11 protein-coding genes and 1 pseudogene are annotated in these 17,748 nt (G+C 66.0%); 4 read left to right on the forward strand and 8 right to left on the reverse strand.

Annotation, left to right across the window (positions count from 1 at the left end):
* The 8 genes and pseudogenes from EBL85_RS10400 to EBL85_RS10440 form a co-directional block, all read right to left on the reverse strand.
* Nucleotides 1–1,728: a type I secretion system permease/ATPase gene (locus EBL85_RS10400; protein ID WP_123139253.1), complete on the reverse strand. Its 1,728-nt coding sequence runs from the start codon at nt 1,726–1,728 to the stop codon at nt 1–3.
* A gap of 132 nt (nt 1,729–1,860) precedes the next feature.
* Nucleotides 1,861–2,655, reverse strand: a complete 795-nt coding sequence (locus EBL85_RS10405) for a SapC family protein (protein WP_123142874.1) — start codon at nt 2,653–2,655, stop codon at nt 1,861–1,863.
* Between the two features lie 189 nt (nt 2,656–2,844).
* Nucleotides 2,845–4,047 carry a trypsin-like serine protease gene (locus EBL85_RS10410; RefSeq protein ID WP_123142875.1) on the reverse strand — a complete coding sequence of 401 codons (1,203 nt, stop codon included), beginning with the start codon at nt 4,045–4,047 and terminating at the stop codon, nt 2,845–2,847.
* A gap of 152 nt (nt 4,048–4,199) precedes the next feature.
* A complete protein-coding gene (locus EBL85_RS10415) occupies nt 4,200–6,974 on the reverse strand; it encodes a hypothetical protein (RefSeq protein WP_148040532.1) in 2,775 nt (924 codons plus the stop codon).
* Nucleotides 6,975–7,596: 622 nt separating this feature from the next.
* Nucleotides 7,597–8,376, reverse strand: a complete 780-nt coding sequence (locus EBL85_RS10420; protein WP_123142877.1) for a conserved phage C-terminal domain-containing protein — start codon at nt 8,374–8,376, stop codon at nt 7,597–7,599.
* A gap of 437 nt (nt 8,377–8,813) precedes the next feature.
* Nucleotides 8,814–9,962, reverse strand: a complete 1,149-nt coding sequence (locus tag EBL85_RS10425; protein ID WP_123142878.1) for a transposase — start codon at nt 9,960–9,962, stop codon at nt 8,814–8,816.
* 289 nt (nt 9,963–10,251) lie between these two features.
* A pseudogene (locus EBL85_RS10430) lies at nt 10,252–10,494 on the reverse strand (transposase); the annotation flags it as partial.
* Nucleotides 10,495–10,897: 403 nt separating this feature from the next.
* Nucleotides 10,898–13,225: a hypothetical protein gene (locus tag EBL85_RS10440; RefSeq protein ID WP_123142879.1), complete on the reverse strand. Its 2,328-nt coding sequence runs from the start codon at nt 13,223–13,225 to the stop codon at nt 10,898–10,900.
* 467 nt (nt 13,226–13,692) lie between these two features.
* Here EBL85_RS10440 and EBL85_RS10445 point away from each other — a divergent pair, with 467 nt between their 5' ends.
* The 4 genes from EBL85_RS10445 (at nt 13,693) to EBL85_RS10460 (ending at nt 17,685) form a co-directional block, all read left to right on the forward strand.
* Nucleotides 13,693–14,529, forward strand: coding sequence for an ABC transporter permease (locus tag EBL85_RS10445; RefSeq protein ID WP_123139260.1), 837 nt, complete (start codon nt 13,693–13,695; stop codon nt 14,527–14,529).
* The gene (locus tag EBL85_RS10450; protein ID WP_062274950.1) at nt 14,519–15,865 is read left to right on the forward strand and encodes an ABC transporter ATP-binding protein; all 1,347 of its coding nucleotides are present in this window, start codon (nt 14,519–14,521) and stop codon (nt 15,863–15,865) included. Before EBL85_RS10445 ends, EBL85_RS10450 begins: the two co-directional genes overlap by 11 nt.
* 133 nt (nt 15,866–15,998) lie before the next feature.
* Nucleotides 15,999–17,126, forward strand: a complete 1,128-nt coding sequence (locus EBL85_RS10455; RefSeq protein ID WP_062274952.1) for a DegT/DnrJ/EryC1/StrS aminotransferase family protein — start codon at nt 15,999–16,001, stop codon at nt 17,124–17,126.
* A complete protein-coding gene (locus EBL85_RS10460) occupies nt 17,113–17,685 on the forward strand; it encodes an acyltransferase (RefSeq protein WP_123142880.1) in 573 nt (190 codons plus the stop codon). The genes EBL85_RS10455 and EBL85_RS10460 overlap by 14 nt, the downstream gene beginning before the upstream one ends.
* The last annotated feature ends 63 nt before the right edge of the window (nt 17,686–17,748 follow it).

Consider the following 17,748-nt stretch of genomic DNA (forward strand, 5'->3'; position numbering starts at 1 on the left):
TCAGGCGCTGGCGCTGGAGGCCGCGTCCAGCGACGCGGGCTGGACCGAGCGTGGCTTGAGCACGCGCGAGAGCACCTCCTGGCGCGGACCATAGGCCTCGATGCGGCCGTCCTTGATCACCAGTACCTTGTCGACCGCCTTGAGCACGCTCGGGCGATGCGAGATCAGTACCACGGTGGCGTGGGTGGCGCGCAGGTTGTCGATCGCCTCGAGCAGCGCCGCCTCGCCGCGGTCGTCGAGGTTGGAGTTGGGCTCGTCGAGGATCACCAGCTTGGGGTTCTTGTAGAGCGCGCGGGCGAGCCCGATGCGCTGGCGCTGACCGCCGGAGAGCATCACGCCGCCGCCGCCGAGCCGGGTGTCGTAGCCGTTGGGCAGTTGCGCGATCAGCTCGTGCACCCCGGCGCGTTGCGCCGCGGCCACCACCTCGGTGTCCTCGATCTCGCCGAAGCGGGCGATGTTCTCGGCCACGGTGCCGTCGAACAGCTCGACGTCCTGCGGCAGATAGCCGATGTGCGGACCGAGCTCGTCACGGTTGTAGAGCGCCAGATCGGCGCCGTCGAGCCGCACCGCGCCCGAGGCCAGGGGCCAGATGCCGAGCATCACCCGCGCCAGGGTCGACTTGCCCGCCGCCGAGGGGCCGATCATGCCGACCACGTCGCCGGCGGCGATCTCCAGCGAGATGCCGCGCAGCACCGGCTTGCGCGCGCCGGGGGGCGCGGCCACCACGCCCTCGAGCTGGAGCGCGCCGGTCGGCGCCGGCAGGCTGATGTGACGGCTGCCCGGCGGGATCTCGGTGAGCAGCTTCTGCAGCCGGCCATAGCTGGCGCGGGCGTTCACGAAGCCCTTCCAGGAGCCGATCATCTGATCGACCGGGGCCAGCGCGCGGCCCATCATGATCGAGGCGGCGATCATCACACCGGGGGTGATCGACTGCTGGATCGCCAGCCAGGCGCCGGCGCCGAGGATCAGCGACTGCAGGAACATGCGGAAGGACTTGCTGGTGGCCATCAGCAGCGCCGCCTCCTCGCTCGCGCGCGCCTGCCAGCCGATGGTCTGGGCGTGGTGGTCGTGCCAGCGCTGCTGGATCTGCGGACGCATCCCCAGCGCCTCGATCACCTCGACGTTGCGCAGCTTGGCGTTGAGCACGTGCTGCTCGCGGATTGCCTGGTTGGAGGCGGCCATCAGCGGCTTGCGGGTGCGGAACTCGTTGAGGAAGGCCAGCGCGATGAGGATCAGCGCGCCGCCGAGCGCGATCACCCCGAGCAGCGGGTGGAACATGAAGATGACCACCATGTAGACCGGGATCCAGGGCGCATCGAAGAAGCCGAACAGCCCGTTGCCGGTCATGAACTGGCGAAAGCCGCCGAGATCGCTGATCGGCTGGGCGCTGCCCTGGCCGGGCTGGCGCGCGGCGACATCCATGGTGGCGTCGAACACCCGCTGGCTGAGCACCCCGTCGAGCCGGGCGCCGACGCGGATCAGCACCATCGAGCGCACCCATTCGAGCAGCCCCATGGTGAGCATCAGGAAGGCGACCAGCACGGTCAGCGCCATCAGCGTCGAGACGCTCGACGAGGCCAGCACCCGGTCGTAGATCTGCAGCATGTACAGCGGCGGGACCAGCATCAGCAAGTTGATGAACAGGCTGAAGAAACCGGCACCGTAGAAGGAGCTGCGGCAGATCGCCATTGCTTCCTTGAGGGTCTTCGCGGGCTGCAGTTCGGCCATGGGGATTCCTCGATTGATCAACGGGCAATTTTAGCACAGGGCGTGCCTCGCCCGTGTCCGCGCCACCGCGGCGGGGACCTGCCGGGCGGCGCGCGATCGTCTTGTCGGGTCAAGCGGTTGGCGGTGTCGGGATCAGCGTGTCAGCGCGTCCCAGTCGAACTCGAAGCTCTCCTCCTCGGGCTGGTCGAGCATCGCCCGCGCCTGCCTGGCCGCGGCCTCGTCGTGTTGGGCGTGGGCCTTGGCGAGCAGGCCGAGTCGTTGCAGGTGCTGCATCGAGAGCAGCTGGCAGTAGGCCATCGACAGCGCGCCGCTGGCGCGCAGTCCGGCGAGGGTCTCGGCGTCGAGCTGATTGAGCGCGGCCTCGTCGATACGCAACAGCCCCTCGATCTCGCGCTCACCCTCGTCGCCCTGGACCTTGATCGGCCAGGGCGCGATCACCCCGGCCTCGGCCAGCGCGGCGCAGGCGCGTGCGGTGGTCTGGCGGTTGGTCTCGACCTGCTGGAGGAACTCGAGCACCTTGGTGATCGCCGCCGAGGGCTTGCCCTCGTCGTCGAACAGCGCCTCGTCCTCGGGGTCGTCGGTGAGCAGGCCGCTGTCCTCGTCGATGCACAGCACCAGCTGGTCGCCCTCGGTGCGCACCAGGCGGAAGGGGTAGCCGCGCAGCGCCGCCGGGATGTAGCCGCCGCCGACCCAGCGGCCCTCCTGGGTCACGCACAGGTTGCGACCGGGGGCGAGCCCCAGCACCGCGCTCAGCGCGAAGCCTTCGCCCTGACGGACGAAGGCCAGCGGCAGGCCCATGGTCGCCTTGGGCAGCTCGGCGGCCACCACATCGACCAGCGCCGCGCCCCGGGCGAAGGCATAGGAGTCATAGCGTTTCCAGCGCCGAGCGGCGTGGCGCTCGCGTGACAAGGCAGCGATCTTGGGCATGGATTCGACCTCGGATGAAGATGGGGGCTGGGTGGCGCGTGGCCGAGGGCGCGGCTGGAGCGGGGATCGGGCGCGCCGATCCCGGGCGTCGCCGACCGGCGCGTCGGTCCTGGCGCACGGGCGTTCGAGTCAGGCGATCATGATAACGCGGATGGTGCGATCGCTGCAGGTCGGCGCGGCGGCGCGGCCTCAGCCCCACCAGTCGTCGTCGACGATGATGCGCGTGGCGCTCAGCTGGGTGACGCCGGCGCCGAAGTCGGCGCCGACCGGGTTGAAGACATCGAGAAAGAAGGTCTCGGCCTCTTCCGGGGTGGTGTCGCCGATCACCTCGACGGCGATCACCGCCTGATCCTCGCCGGGATAGAGCACCAGGGTCTCGCTCACCGGCAGATAGTCCTGGCCGGCGACGGCGGTGCCGTCGCGGGTGGCGTAGTCGACGCTCAGCCAGGCCTCGGGGCCGCTGCGGGTGCCGTTGAACTCCAGCAGGAAATAGGCGTGACTGGTGCCGCTGTCGCCCTCCTGGACCAGCGGCGAGACCTCGGTCGCGTTGCTCGGCGCGTCGGTGTAATTGGCGCGCAGGCTCAGGTCGATCCATTGCTGATAGTGGCTCACCCGCTGCCAGGAGGCGATCTCGCCGAAGCTGCTGTTGACCTGGTTGTCGACATCGGGCTGGGTGAGCCAGGTGTTGATGCTGGCGGTATAGCTGGCGATCCCGGCGACGCGCCCGTCGACGAAGGCCGGCCCGCCGCTGTCGCCGGGCGAGATCAGCCCCTCGTTCACGCCGATGCCGAGATGGTCGAGATCGAGCAGCTGACCGAGCGCGTCGTGTCGGCTGCTGCCGTCGTCGAAGTCGGCGATCAGCTGGGTGCCGCTGGCCGGCTCCCAGGTGAGGATGCGACCGAAGCGCGCGTCCAGGGTCTCGATCCCGGCATCGAAGGTGTTGAACGCCATCAGTCGCAACGACTCGCCGGAATAGGAATCGATGGTTCCGTTCGCGCCGGTGCCGGGGGTGCCGTAGCCGACCAGGGTCAACACCTGCCCGATCTCGTCGGGGCTGCGATAGAGCCCGTAGCGCTCGGCCGTGACCGGGGCCGACTGGTCGAGCCAGACCAGCGCCAGATCGTGGTTGCCGTTGACCGGGTCGTAGTCGGGGTGGAGCGTCACCCGGCTTGCCGTCAGCGTCTCGCTGCCGGCGGTGGTCTCGAAGGTGACGCTGGCCGAGGTCACGCCGGGATCGAACAGGTGCGCGGCGGTGAGCACCGCCTGCCCGTCGGATAACAGTACGCCGGTGCCGTAATAGCCGCCGGCGCTGACCTTGACCACGCCGTCGTAGCCGAGGCCGGGGACGGCTCGATGAGTGGAATCGTTCGCGCGGGTGACGGTGCTGACCATGGCGGGGCTTCGCTACGGGGATGAATGGACGATATGACCACGCGCGCTCGCGCCTGGTTCATCTCGGGAGTGTAGCTCGGTCGCCGTCTTCGGTGGCCGGATCGTGCGCGACGCCCCGCAACTCGGGGCGCCGTCGCAGGCGCGGGCTGTCGTCAGATGACGTGGAAGTTGTAGGTGGTCAGGTTGGCGACGTCGGCCTGGGTGATGTCGACCACGCCCAGCAAGGTGACCTCGGCGCCGCCGGCGTCGGTGCCGCCATCGCTGTCGTAGTACAGCTCCGTCTTGCTGGTGCTGGTGTTGTAGGCGACCACCACGGCGCCGCCGGTGACCCCGCTCTGGTTGGCCAGCATGGTCTCGATGTCGCTGGCCCCGGTGATCGCGTTGGTGGCGACGATGACATTGCCCGTGACCTGATCGGCGCTGCCGATGTTGCCCTTGGCGAAGGTCTCGCTGGCCGTGCCGCTGAGGTCGAGATTGTCGTTGTCTTTGAAGGCCAGCACATCGCCGCCGTCACCGACATCGAACCCGGTGATGGAGTTGCCGCCGGTGCCATCGTCGGTGCTGTCGAACAGTACGGAGAAGGTGCCGGTGCCGAAGGCGATGGTGTCGGTGCCGGTCGAGGCGTGTACGATCACGCTCGCGTCCGTCGTGGTGACGTTGGTCAGCGTGATGGTGTCGTCGCCCGGGGTCGTGGCCAGTTGCAGATAGTCGATGGTGGTGTCGGTGCCGGTCAGCGAGAAGCTCCGGCCGCTGATGTCGGCCGCCTGCCCCTGCCCCTGCATCTGGTGTGTGGTGTCGATGGTGAGGGCGTCGATCTTGGCGAGACCCTGAGCGACCGCGGTCAGCTCCGCCGCGTCCATCCCGCTGTCGCTGGCGGTGTTGACGTTGACCGTGGCGTCGACCGCCGTCTGGGCGCCGAGCAGGTTGCCGATAGCGGTTGCGTCGAGCCCGGTGGTGGAGAGCGCCAGGGTGCCGGTGATGCCGTTGTTGGCGACATTACCGATGCTGGTGGATACCGCCGCGAGGTCGGTGCCGTCCATGTTGGTGGCGGTGACCTGCGCGTCCGTGGCCTTGCCGAGCAGGTTGCCGATCGCGGCGGCGCTCTGGGTGTCGGTCAGGGTGAGGTTGGTGATGGCGTCGACCTTGGCGATGCCGGTGTTGACGGCGCCGAGTTCGGGGGCGGTCATGCTGGCGGCATCGACGTTGACCGTGGCGGCATCGGCCGTCTGGGTGCCGAGCAGGTTGTCGATGTCGGTCTCGTTGAGTCCGGTGGTGGAGAGCGCCAGGGTGCCGGTGATGCCGTCGGTGGCGACCTTGGCGATGTTGTCGGCCACTGCCTTGAGGTCGGTGCCGTCCATGTTGGTGGCGGTGACCTGCGCGTTCGTGGCCTTGCCGAGCAGGTTGCCGATCGCGGTGGCGCTCTGGGTGTCGGTCAGGGTCAGGTTGCTGAGCCCGTCGACCTTGGCGATGCCGGTGTTGACCGCATCGAGTTCGGCGTCGGTCATGCTGGTGGCATCGACGTTGACCGTGGCGCCGGCCGCCGTCTGGGTGCCGAGCAGATTGCCGATGTCGGTCTCGTCGAGCCCGGTGGTGGAGAGCGCCAGGGTGCCGGTGATGCCGTCGGTGGCGACCTTGGCGACGTTGTCGGCCACCGCCTTGAGGTCGGTGTCGCCCATGCTGGTGGCGGTGACCTGCGCGCCCGTGGCCTTGCCGAGCAGGTTGCCGATCTCGGTGGCGCTCTGGGTGTCGGTCAGGGTCAGGTTGCTGAGCCCGTCGGCCGCCAGCTTGGCGGCATTGTCCGACAGCGCCGTGAGCTGCGCCGCGGTGGCGCTGCTGGCGTCGACCTTGGTGGCGCCATCGGCGAGTTTGGCCGCCAGGCCGGTCACGGCGAAGGTGGCCGCGCTCATCGTCAGCGGCCCCGGGATGCCGGCGTCGTCGAGGTCGGTGAGGTCGGGCTTGGTGCTGGCCTCGTGACCATCGCGGGTGAAGGTCAGTGCGCCCGCGTTCTCGGTGACGGTGATGTCACCGGTCGCCGATCCCGCGAAGGTCAGGGTGATGTTGGGCGAGGTGCCGCTCTCGGTGACGCTGAACGTCGGGGGCGGAGGCGTGCCGCCACCGCTGCCGGGCTCCTCCGGGGTCTCCGGCGAGCCGGGTTGTTCGAAGGTGTCGGGCAGCTCGATATCGTCCGGGACCTCGACGCCCTGGGGGACCTGTAGCCTGACGCCCTCGGTGGGGATGAAGTCGACCGGGATCGGGGTGTCGGCGGCAGGTGTCCAGCCCTCGGGCGGGGTGAACGCGGGCAGGAAGGGCGCGACCTCGTTGACCCGCGCGAGCGCGGCCGCGGCGTTGCCGGAGGCCACCGCGGCCTGGAATTCGGGGTCGTTGGCGAAGTCCGCGAGATTCAGACCGTTGCCGAGATCACGCCCTTCCGCGAAGCCGTAGGTGAACAGGTGCTCGGCGATGCCGATCTGTCCGGCCTCGGCCTGCGCCAGCACATCGGGGTTGGCCCGGGCATAGGCCTGCAGATCGATGCCGGGGGCGGGGGCGCGAAGCTCGCCGTTGCCCTGGCCGTGGTCGAAGAAGTGCGCGAAGGGTGTCAGCGTGCCCGCCGTCACGGCGCTGTCGACATCCGGGTTCTGCTCCAGATAGAAGGCTGGATCGAACAGCGGCGAGGGTTGGCGCTGCTCCTGCGCGCCGTAGGTGACGAAATGGTCGTAAGCGGTGGTGCTGCCATTGGCGACCGCCTCGGCAACATCCGGGTTCTGCTGCAAATAGAAATCGAGATCGACGAAGGCGTTGGGGTTGCGTCCCTCGAAACGTCCGTATTGCTCGAAATGTTCCTCAGCGGTGAAGGTGCCGGCCTGTACGCTCGCCGCGACATCCGGGTTGTTGCGCAAGTAAAAGTCTTCGTCGAAAAACCTAACCATCTGCGATCTCTCCATCGTGCGCGTCATCGGGCGCACCGGGGTTCGGGACAATCCTCCCTGCCGTGATGGCCGGGGAGGAGATCGAGCCGTCCGGGCTCGAGGGCCGATGCGCCGTTGTCGACCAACCCCTGTCGATCGGGGCGGTCACAAAGGCGCAAGTGCCGGAGCCAGTCGAACACGTCCGATGACGGATGTCGATCGATGGGGAATGACTGTGGACGATTTCTTGTCGTCTTGAGGCGCTGTTCGCTGTTTTGGCGCGCACTGGACACGCAAGGGCGAGTGCACGGCGCGATCTCGCCGGGGAAGGGGGCGATGTCGTCGCCGTACTCCTTCGGCATCCGCGCATGGACGCGCTGTTCGACCGCTCGGGCTCGACGCCGCGAGCATGCGTTGCCTCAAGGTAAGTGGGTGTCCTTTTAAGGTAAGTAAGTGGGTGTCCTTTTTGAGCCAACTAACTGGGCGAGCTAACTAACTGGGTGTCCTTTTTACGCTCTTTACGCTCTTGAGCCTTCCGCTAACTGCTAACTGGGTGTCCCTTTCAGCTTCGGGTGTCCCTTTCAGCTTCCCTTTCTGGCCCTCGTTTCAGCATCCGCAGGTAACTGGGTGTCCTTTTCAGGAGCTATGCGTGGCCCGGCGGACTGTCAACCGCGCGCCCGAGGATATGGCGCATCGCATCGAGATGGCGCCGTACCTTGCCCGGCGCGGTCGGCGGGCGCGTGGTGGGGTCGGGGTCGCGCGGGGGCTCGGGTGACGGTGGGGGAGGGGGCGAGGCCGGTCGTCCGCGCTGGTGCAGCTCGGAGAGATAGCCCTCGAGCCGGGACGGGGTGAACAGCGTCGATGGGCGCAGATAACGCGCCTGCTCGGTGCGGCCCCACTGGGCGGTCTTCAGGTCGACCACAGCGCACAGCGTCTCCGGGGCGTGTCGTCGCAGCGCGCGGCGCAGGATGCGGTAGGTCGCGGTGCCCGGCGCGTCGGGGAAGCAGGCGTTGGCCGCGCGGTTGAGGTGGGCGACGACCCGCGCGATGGCGGCGTCATCGACGGGACGCGGCTCGGCCTGCTGTCTGGGCGCAGGGTCGGGCGCGCGTTGCGGCGCGGGCCGGGGTGGGTCGCGCCGCAGGATCGCCCGATAACGATTCGCCCGTCTGGCATCGCCGCGCTCGACCTGCAGCAGCTGTAGCTCGACCATGCGGCGGATGGCGCGCTTGACCGAGCTGTAGGAGGTGTTCGACACCCGCGCGAGCGTACGCAGCGACGGCCAGGCGACGCCGGAGTGCGAATTGATGTGCAGCGACAGACTGGTGGCGATGCGGCTGGCGGTATGGCTCAGCCTCGGCTCGGACAGCACGCGGCGCTGCCAGGCCAGGATCTCCACCGGCGAGGTGGCGAACTGAATGGACATTCGGCAATCTCCAGCATACGGAAACGGAGACCACCGACTGGATTGAGAGGGATCGCGAACGGGCAGTACGGCACATGCCAGCCCCTGGGGGACTTTGCTAGAATACCGCCGGCCACTGGTGCGCTCGACTCTGTTGCAGTCGGGGCTTTACGCGGTCAGGTGCGTCAACACCCCCGCGACGGTGGCCATCCTACCCTCGCCCAGTCCGGCTTGTCGAGCCTCCCCATCTCCGCGCCAACCCTTGGCGTCTCCCGCATTCGCCGTCTCCTCGCCCGTTCATCCTCCCGCCCCGAGGGGGCCACGGGGGAGCGATCATTCGTGCCTTCGGATTCGTCCGTTCAGGGGCCAGCCTGACCCCAGGGGTTGGGGCGCGTTGGACCCAGGGTGGGGTCAGGCTGGGCCCACGAAACGACCCCGGCTGATGGGCGATCGATATGTCAGGCCGTGGCGGCGGCAGCCGTGAAGAACTGCTTGGCGCGTCGCACGCCTCGCAGATAGCGACACTCCCGCTGTGCGGCGAGCGCCGTCATTCGTTCAGGCGCACCGATCGCCGCGCCGAAACCCTTGAGCAGGAAACCCGCGTGCTCGACGAAGCGCTCCGGCGCGATGCCGAGTCGGGCGAGGATGTCGGGCAACCCCGCCGGGATCGCGCCACGCTTGCGTGGATGCAGGGCGCGCCCGAGCGAGTCGACCAGGATCAGGTAATTGTCGAAGGTGAAGGGGATGGTGGCTGGGCATTCGGCGGGGTTGCCGAATGGCATCAGTGGGGCAGGTGGCAGACGGTTGAGGGCGGCTTCCCAGAGTTCAGCGCGACGTGCGTCTGCCGTGGGCTCCGTGTCTTCGGTCTCTGGCGGCGTCGATGCTGTCGCTGGGGTGGGCGGTGGATGCGATGAGCCTTGCCGGGGCTGTGGTGCCGCTTCTGCTTCATCCCCATCCCCTTGCAAGTCGGCGATCCGCGCCGCAATCCCGGTGTGCGCGCTCGCCTCCGGCGTCTCCGCGATCCCGGCGCGGATCGGGTTGAGATCGACATAGGCCATCACCGCCAGCAGCGCCGTCTCGTCGAGGATCGCCTGCGAACGAAAGCGTCCCTCCCAGAACCGCCCGCGCACCCCGTCCTCCCGATTCGCCGCCCGCGCGATCGATTCGTTCAACACCCGCATGAACCACGAGAGATCCACCAGCCGCGCCCGATAGGTCGCGACCAGCTCCGCGACACCATCCAGCTCCGCCTCGGTCATCCCCGCCCGCGTCGCAGGCGACAGGAACCGCTCCACCACCACCGGCCCCCGGAACAGACATCGCCAGCGCCGTAACACCTCCTCATCCGACCACTGAGAAGCACGCTCCGCATCGAGCCGCACCACCAGATGCACGTGATTACTCATCACCGCATAGGCCGCGACATCGATCGCGAACACCCCGGCGAGCTGACGCAACCGCAACTCCACCCAGTCGCGCCGATGCTCGAAGCTCCGTCCGGTCAACCGATCGAAGCCGCAGAGATAGGCCCGCCGCACGCAGCGCGTGACGAGGTGGTACCAAGGCGTATCAGAGAGTGAGACGAGCGAGGCGCGGGGACGAGTCATGAGGTCTCTCCGCGAGGGGTGATGAAGGGAAGGTAGGAGAGGTGGGGAAGGAAGTCAAAGGTAAGTGGGTGTCCTTTTCTTCACGAGGGGTGATGAAGGGAAGGTAGGAGAGGTGGGGAGGGAAGTCAAAGGTAAGTGGGTGTCCTTTTCTTCTCTCTTCTACCAAGGCGTATCAGAGAGTGAGACGAGCGAGGCGCGGGGACGAGTCATGAGGTCTCTCCGCGAGGGGTGATGAAGGGAAGGTAGGAGAGGCGGGGAGGGAAGTCAAAGGTAAGTGGGTGTCCTTTTCTTCCGCATCGAGCCGCACCACCAGATGCACGTGATTACTCATCACCGCATAGGCCGCGACATCGATCGCGAACACCCCGGCGAGCTGACGCAACCGCAACTCCACCCAGCCGCGCCGATGCTCGAAGCTCCGTCCGGTCAACCGATCGAAGCCACAGAGATAGGCCCGCCGTACGCAGCGCGTGACGAGGTGGTACCAAGGCGTATCAGAGAGTGAGACGAGCGAGGCGCGGGGACGAGTCATGAGGTCTCTCCGCGAGGGGTGATGAAGGGAAGGTAGGTGAGGTGGGGAGGGAAGTCAAAGGTAAGTGGGTGTCCTTTTCTTCCACCCGTGACGAGGTGGTACCAAGGCGTATCAGAGAGTGAGACGAGCGAGGCGCGGGGACGAGTCATGAGGTCTCTCCGCGAGGGGTGATGAAAGGAAGGTAGGAGAGGTGGGGAGGGAAGTCAAAGGTAAGTGGGTGTCCTTTTCTTCCGGAGAGGCGGGGAGGGAAGTCAAAGGTAAGTGGGTGTCCTTTTCTTCCCCTTTTGCGTTTGCAAAAAAAACGCCCCCGGTTTTCCGAGGGCGGTTTTTAATCAAGCATCAAGCGTTAGTGCAGACGTTGGGTTGCCGTTGGCAACCCAACCTAAGCCGCTTAGGAGAGGGGTTAAGCGAAGGTGAAGTCGGCCAAGACGGGAATAGTGCCACCAGTTAGGCCGGTCAACTCAATGGCCAAGTCGCCGTCATTGAAGCTGCCGTTCTGGTCGGCGTCGACATAGACCCAGGTGTCGGCGGTGTCGTCAACAATTACGACCGCTCGCTGGTCACCACCCGCACCGAAGAAGTTCTCGGCCTTGCCTGCTGCTATTTCGCCGGTAGCCGCGTTAATGTCAGCTGGGGCACCAGTCTTGAGCGACGAAGTAAGCACGCCGCTGAAGCCAAAGGCCGAAAGATCAATCTTGTCTTCAGTAGTGACGAAGTTGGCGATGGTGTCAAACTGGTTGGCACCGCTGATCACGCCAGTATTGGATTCACCCGCGCCAGAATAGACCAAGTGCTCTGTTTCGGCACCACCAGCAGTCAATGTAATAGCATCACCACCTGCGGCACCGGTGATGATGAAGTCACCGCCTGCAGTGGTAGAGCCAGTCAAGTCCAGCGTGTCATTTCCCGAACCCAGCTTAAAGGCTACACCGTTAGTTGCAGTGAAAGCAGTGCCGCCAGCGGTGGTTGCAGAAACGCTCTGGGTTGCTTCAGAAGCATCAAACAAGACCAACGATTGAGCGTTCAGGTCCGTAATGGTCAGGCCAGCGTTGCCGTTGGCAACGTTGATGGTCAGTGCTTCATCGGCGGTCAGGTCGCTGATGGTATGTGTCACAGCGCCAGTCGCAGTGGCCTTGTCAGCTGTCAGCGTTACAGTCTCGATATCATTGATATCCAGAGTGCTGCCAGTGGTGATGGCGGTAGCGCCTTTAACCAGAACATCAATAGTGTCGTTAGGGCTGCCTGCGCCAGCATCTTTGACGTTGATGTTCAGGGTGTTACCGAGAGCCGCGTTAATTTCAACGCCGGCACCCTTCGCCAAGTTATTAACGGTAACAGCATTGCCTGCTACAGTTGCAGCACCCACCTTGAGTGTAGTAATGCCGTCCAGCTTGGAGACATCAAAAGCTGCCGCTGTACCACCAGCTCCACGGATATCCAAAGTCTCGAAGCCGGACACAGACAGGTTGTTAACCAGCGTGGCGCCAGCGTTGACGCCAATGATGTCAGTACCTTCACCACCTTCCAGAGTGTCGTTGGTGGTCAAGGAATTGCCGAGATAGAAGGTGTCGTCGCCAGTACCGCCTGTGGCTGTGACATTACCTGTGGCGGACAGATCGAAGCTGACACCACCCGTGTTGCTAGACGCATCAACTGTAGCCACGGTCGCCGCCAGAGCTGCAGTGACAGTAAGGGAGCCTTCACCGCTTGCGTTAACGGTCGTGGTTGCGTTGAGAGCGGCACCACCAGTATCACGCAGGTTCGTGATCACCGAGGCGCCAGTTGCAGAGAAGTTGAGCGTCTCGAACTCATTCGCCGCAGTCATGCCGCCAACGTCCAAGTTGGTGATCGTTGCACCATCCAGAGCAATCGACAGAGCATCGGCGTTTCCGGCTGCAAGGCTGTCTTTGAAGCCCACGTTGTAGGTGCTAGCCCCAGTGATCTCGCCTTTGACGCCAACCGCGGCAGCTTCCTGCACGTTGGTGACAGTCACGCCAGTAGTATCAGTCGAGCGGTCGTTCCAGATTTCCGTAACGCCGGTCGCGTTTACCATATTGACAGTCGTACCACCAGCAGTTGTCGCGCCTTGAATAAAGACCTGCTCGACGCTCGTCATGTTCGGCGTGACGCTGACGGCTGCTGTACCATCGGAGAAGAAGTTCAGACGGTCGGTGCCGCCTCCACCGTTGATGACGTCTGCAGCACCGAGAGTGTTAGCGCCGGCAGCCGAACCTGCGCCACCGATGACGGTGTCGTCGCCATTGGTGCCTTGAATGTTATCGATTGCCGTAGTCAGCGTGAACGTCTCCCCACTCGTCGGCGTCTCAGACCCACCCGAGGCACGCCCCTCAGCCGCACCATAGAGCACGAAGTGCTGGTAACCACTGGTGAAGGTGCCGGCGTCGACGGCGGCCTGGACATCAGGGTTGTCCGCGAGGTAGGTGGCCTCGTTGAAGGTGTCGGCGCCGGGCTGACGGCCCTCGGTGGCACCGTACATCTCGAAGTGCTCCAGCGCGCTGGAGAAGACGCCGGCCTGCACGGCGGCGAGCACGTCCGGGTTCTGGGTGTAGTAGCCGGTCGGCTCGAAGTAGGGGTTGGGCTGGCGACCCTCGGCCTCGCCGTAAAGGGTGTAGTGCTGCTCGGCACTGGTGAAGACACCCTGGAGGACGGCCTGAAGGACGTCGGGGTTCTGCTGCAGATAGTATTCTTGAACGAAGGTCTGGAGAGCCATGAGTTTTAGTCCTTTACGGTGGGATGTTAGGGTGGTGGGTGAGCCCGAAACTCGGCTAGGCTAACGCAGCCTGACGCTATCAGCAACTCACGCCATGGCGCAAGCACTCGGCCGTCGAGTTGCTGTACCAGAGCGGTTCAGCGCGGGCGGTGGCGCCGACAGGCTTTGGGGCGCCCGACTCCGCTGTGCCGACCTGTACCAGGAACTCATCTTGGTGTCCCCAAAAAGCAACATTGGATACGAGCACTGCTAAATTCTACTCAAGTTTTCCCATAAAACAAGCCTGAAAGTGCGCGACTGACACTATATTGAAACGTGTCTCTTTTTAGCATCACCTCGGGGCGACCGCTGGTGGTGCGCAAGATTGTCCCGCCCGCCCCGGATCGCTACACTGAATCCCTTGACTTGCCCTGGCGTGTCCCGCGCGGCCCGCCGTCACCCGCTCACCCGACCTCCCAAAGCTGCCGATGGACTCTCCGTATTCCGATCTATCCACCACCGCGCCGTCGGCCCTGCCGGCGAGTTTGTGGCGCAACCGGGGGCTGGTCCTCCAGTTGGTCCGGCGCGACATCAGCAGTCGCTACCGCGGCTCGTGGCTGGGGCTGGCCTGGTCGGTGCTCAACCCGGTGCTGATGCTGCTGGTCTACAGCTTCGTGTTCTCGGTGGTGTTCAAGGCGCGTTGGGGCGGTCCGGTGGAGGACGGGCATGCGGCCTTCGGTCTGGTGCTGTTCGCCGGGCTGATCGTGCATGCGCTGTTCTCCGAGGTGGCCAATCGCGCGCCGCGGCTGATCTTGGACAACGTCAGTTATGTGAAGCGGGTGGTGTTTCCGCTGGAGGTGCTGCCCTGGGTGGCGTTGGGCTCGGCGCTCTTCCACATGGGCATCAGTCTGGTGGTGCTGCTGGCGGGGCAGTGGCTGCTGACGCAGTCGCTGCCCTGGACCGCGCTGCTGTTGCCGGTGGTGGTCGCGCCGCTGTTGCTGGTGACGCTCGGGTGCGGCTGGTTCCTGGCCGCGACCGGGGTCTATCTGCGCGACATCGGGCAGAGCATCGGTCTGCTGACCACGGTGATGCTGTTTCTGTCGCCGACCTTCTATCCGCTCTCGGCGCTGCCCGAGCTGGGGCAGACGCTGCTGTATCTCAACCCGCTCACGCTGGTGATCGAGGAGAGCCGGCGGGTGTTGCTGTTCGGTCAGTTGCCGCACTGGGGCGGTCTGCTGGTCTATTCGGTCATCAGCGTGATGGTGGCCTGGGGCGGTTTCTGGTGGTTCCAGCGGGCGCGCCGAGGGTTTGCCGATGTCGTCTGAGCCGATGATGATCCGTGCCGAGGGGCTGGGTAAGTGCTATCGGGTGTACGAGCGCCCGGAGGACCGGCTCAAGCAGTCGGTTGTGGCGCGCTGGCGCGGTCTGCGGGGGCAGCCGCCGCCGCAGTATTATCGCGAGTTCTGGGCGCTGCGCGAGGTGTCGCTGGAGCTGCGCCGGGGGGAGACGCTCGGGGTCATCGGGCGCAACGGCTCGGGCAAGTCGACGCTGCTGCAGATGCTCTGCGGCACCCTGGCGCCGACCACCGGGCGGGTGGAGACCGGGGGGCGGATCGCCGCGCTGCTGGAGCTGGGCGCGGGGTTCAACCCGGAGTTCACCGGGCGCGAGAACGTGTATCTCAACGGCAGCGTGCTGGGGCTGACGCAGGCGGAGGTCGACGCGCGTTTCGAGCGCATCGCCGCTTTCGCCGATATCGGCGCCTTCATCGACCAGCCGGTGAAGACCTATTCGAGCGGGATGTACGTTCGTCTGGCCTTTGCGGTGGCGGTGAACGTCGATGCCGACGTGCTGGTGGTCGACGAGGCCCTGGCCGTCGGCGACATGTATTTCCAGGCCAAGTGCATGGCGCACATCCAGCGGTTGATCGACGACGGGGTCAGCCTGCTGTTCGTCAGCCACGATGTGGGCGCGGTCAAGTCGGTGTGCCAGCGCGCGCTCTATCTCGACCGGGGGCAGCCGGTGGCGCTGGGCGAGACCGCCGGGGTGGTCGAGGCCTATTACAGCGCACGCGTACAGGCGGAGCGCGCCGCCAGACCGGCGCCGGAGGCCGCCTCGCCCGAGCTGCCCGCGCAGGATCTGTTCGATCCCGCGGATCTCGAGGCGCAGGCCGAGTTCGCGCGGCGCGCGGACTTTCAGCGCATCCGCAACGGTCAGGCGGAGTTCCTCGATGTGCGGCTGACGGATCTCGACGGCCAGCCGCTGGAGTGCGTCGAGTTCGGCCAGACGGTGGTGCTGCGCATGCTGTTTCGCGCCAATCAGGCGATCGCGCTGGCCGGCATGGCCTACCATGTGCGCGATCGCACGGGGTATGACATCATCTACTCCGACACCGAGATCGAGTCGCGCCCCATCACCGATCTGCGCGCCGGCCAGGTGGTACAGACGGACTGGCGCTTTACCGTGCGCTTGCGCGAGGGGGATTACTCGATCGCCGCGATGCTGTCGATCCCGGAGAATCTCGAGATCGCTCAGGTCGATGTGTGTGACTTCGTGCCCATCGCGCTGGCGTTCAAGGTGGTGCGGGGGGAGACCCTGCCGCTGCATGCCGCCTGTCACTGGCAGAACGAGGTGGCACACCGCACGCTCGAGGGCGAGGCTTAGGGGCGCTGTCCGGGGCTGTCGCCGCGACCGCGCGTCGGTCGCCGCGGCCCCGCTTGCCGACGGCCTCTGGTGCGCGCCCGCAGCGTCTGCGAGACATCGGGATCTCTCCGTTAACCTCTGCTGATCGGCACTCATGTCCTCCTCCAGACCCCTCTATGTGACGCAACCCGCCCTTCCGCCGCTGCGGGAGTTCATGCCCTATCTGGAGCAGATCTGGGATGCGCGGATGCTGACCAACGCTGGTCCCTTCCACGCGCGCTTCGAGGCCGCGCTGGGCGAGTACCTGGGGGTCGAGCATCTGGCGCTGTTCGCCAACGGCACGCTGGCGCTGATCACGGCCCTGCAGGCGCTGCGCATCACCGGGGAGGTGATCACCACGCCTTACTCGTTCGTGGCGACGGCGCACTCGCTGCTGTGGAACGGGATCAAGCCGGTGTTCGTCGATGTCGATCCGGTGACGCTGAACCTGGACCCGGCGCGCATCGAGGCGGCGATCACGCCGCAGACCACGGCGATCCTGGCGGTGCACGTCTATGGCCATCCGTGCGATCTGGATGCGATCGAGCGCATCGCCGACACCTACAACCTGAGGGTGATCTATGATGCCGCGCATGCCTTCGGGGCCAGGGTGGGGGGGCGCAGTCTGGTGGATCATGGCGACCTGTCGGTGTTGAGCTTCCACGCCACCAAGGTCTTCAACACCTTCGAGGGCGGGGCGATCATCTGCCCGGACGCGCGCACCAAGCAGCGTATCGATCGGCTGAAGAATTTCGGCTTCGTCGACGAGGTGACGGTGGTGGCCCCCGGCATCAACGGCAAGATGAACGAGTTCTGCGCGGCACTCGGCCTGTTGCAGCTCGAGCACGTCGATGCCGCGCTGGCGCGTCGCGCGGAGCTGGCGCGGATCTATCGCGCGGCCATCGACGAGATCCCCGGACTGCGCTGTCACCCGGACCCGGTGCCGGAGGGGGCGAATCATGCCTATTTCCCGATCATGGTTGAGTCGGCATACCCCATCGATCGCGATGCCCTGTACCAGCGCTTCAAGGCGCGAGACATCCATGCCCGGCGTTATTTCTATCCGCTGATCTCGGCGTTCCCGATGTACCGGGGGCTGCCATCGGCGCAGCCCGACCTGTTGCCGAACGCGGTGCGCGCGGCCGAACAGGTGCTCTGTCTGCCGCTCTACCCGGATCTCGAGGCGGAGGATCAGGCGCGCGTGATCGCGGTCTTGCGGGAGGCCGGCGATGGCGATGCTTGAGCGTGCCGAGGTCGAGGCGCTGGGGTTCGCCGGTGTCGGTCGCGACGTCGAGATCTCCGAGCGTGCGGTGTTCTATGGCGCATCGCGCATCACCCTGGGCGATGCGGTGCGCATCGATGACTTCTGCGTGGTGTCGGCGGGTGCCGGAGGCATCGCGATCGGCAGCCATGTGCATCTTGCCGTCGGCTGTACCCTGATCGGCGCGGCGCGGATCAGTCTGGAGGACTTCAGCGGTCTGTCCTCGCGGGTGTCGGTGTATTCGAGCAGCGATGACTACTCCGGCGCCGCGCTGACCAATCCGACGGTGCCCGATTGCTATCGGGCCGTTGCCCACGGCGAGGTGAGGTTCGGACGGCATGCGATCGTCGGTGCCGGGAGCGTGATCCTGCCCGGGGTGACGCTGGAGGAGGGCGTGGCGGTCGGCGCGCTCAGTCTGGTCACCAAGCGCTGCGCGGCGTTCGGCGTCTATGCCGGTCGCCCGGCGCGGCGCGTCAAGGAGCGCTCGCGCGAGCTGCTGCGACTGGAGGCGGCGTTGCTTGGCGAGGACGCGCCGCGATAGGACATGGAGTCCTGGCCGCCGCGGGCAGGATAGGCAGGCCTTGGCGCCGAGTACAGAGATGGA

The organism is Marichromatium sp. AB32 (assembly GCF_003718675.1).
Classification (GTDB): Bacteria; Pseudomonadota; Gammaproteobacteria; order Chromatiales; family Chromatiaceae; genus Marichromatium; species Marichromatium gracile.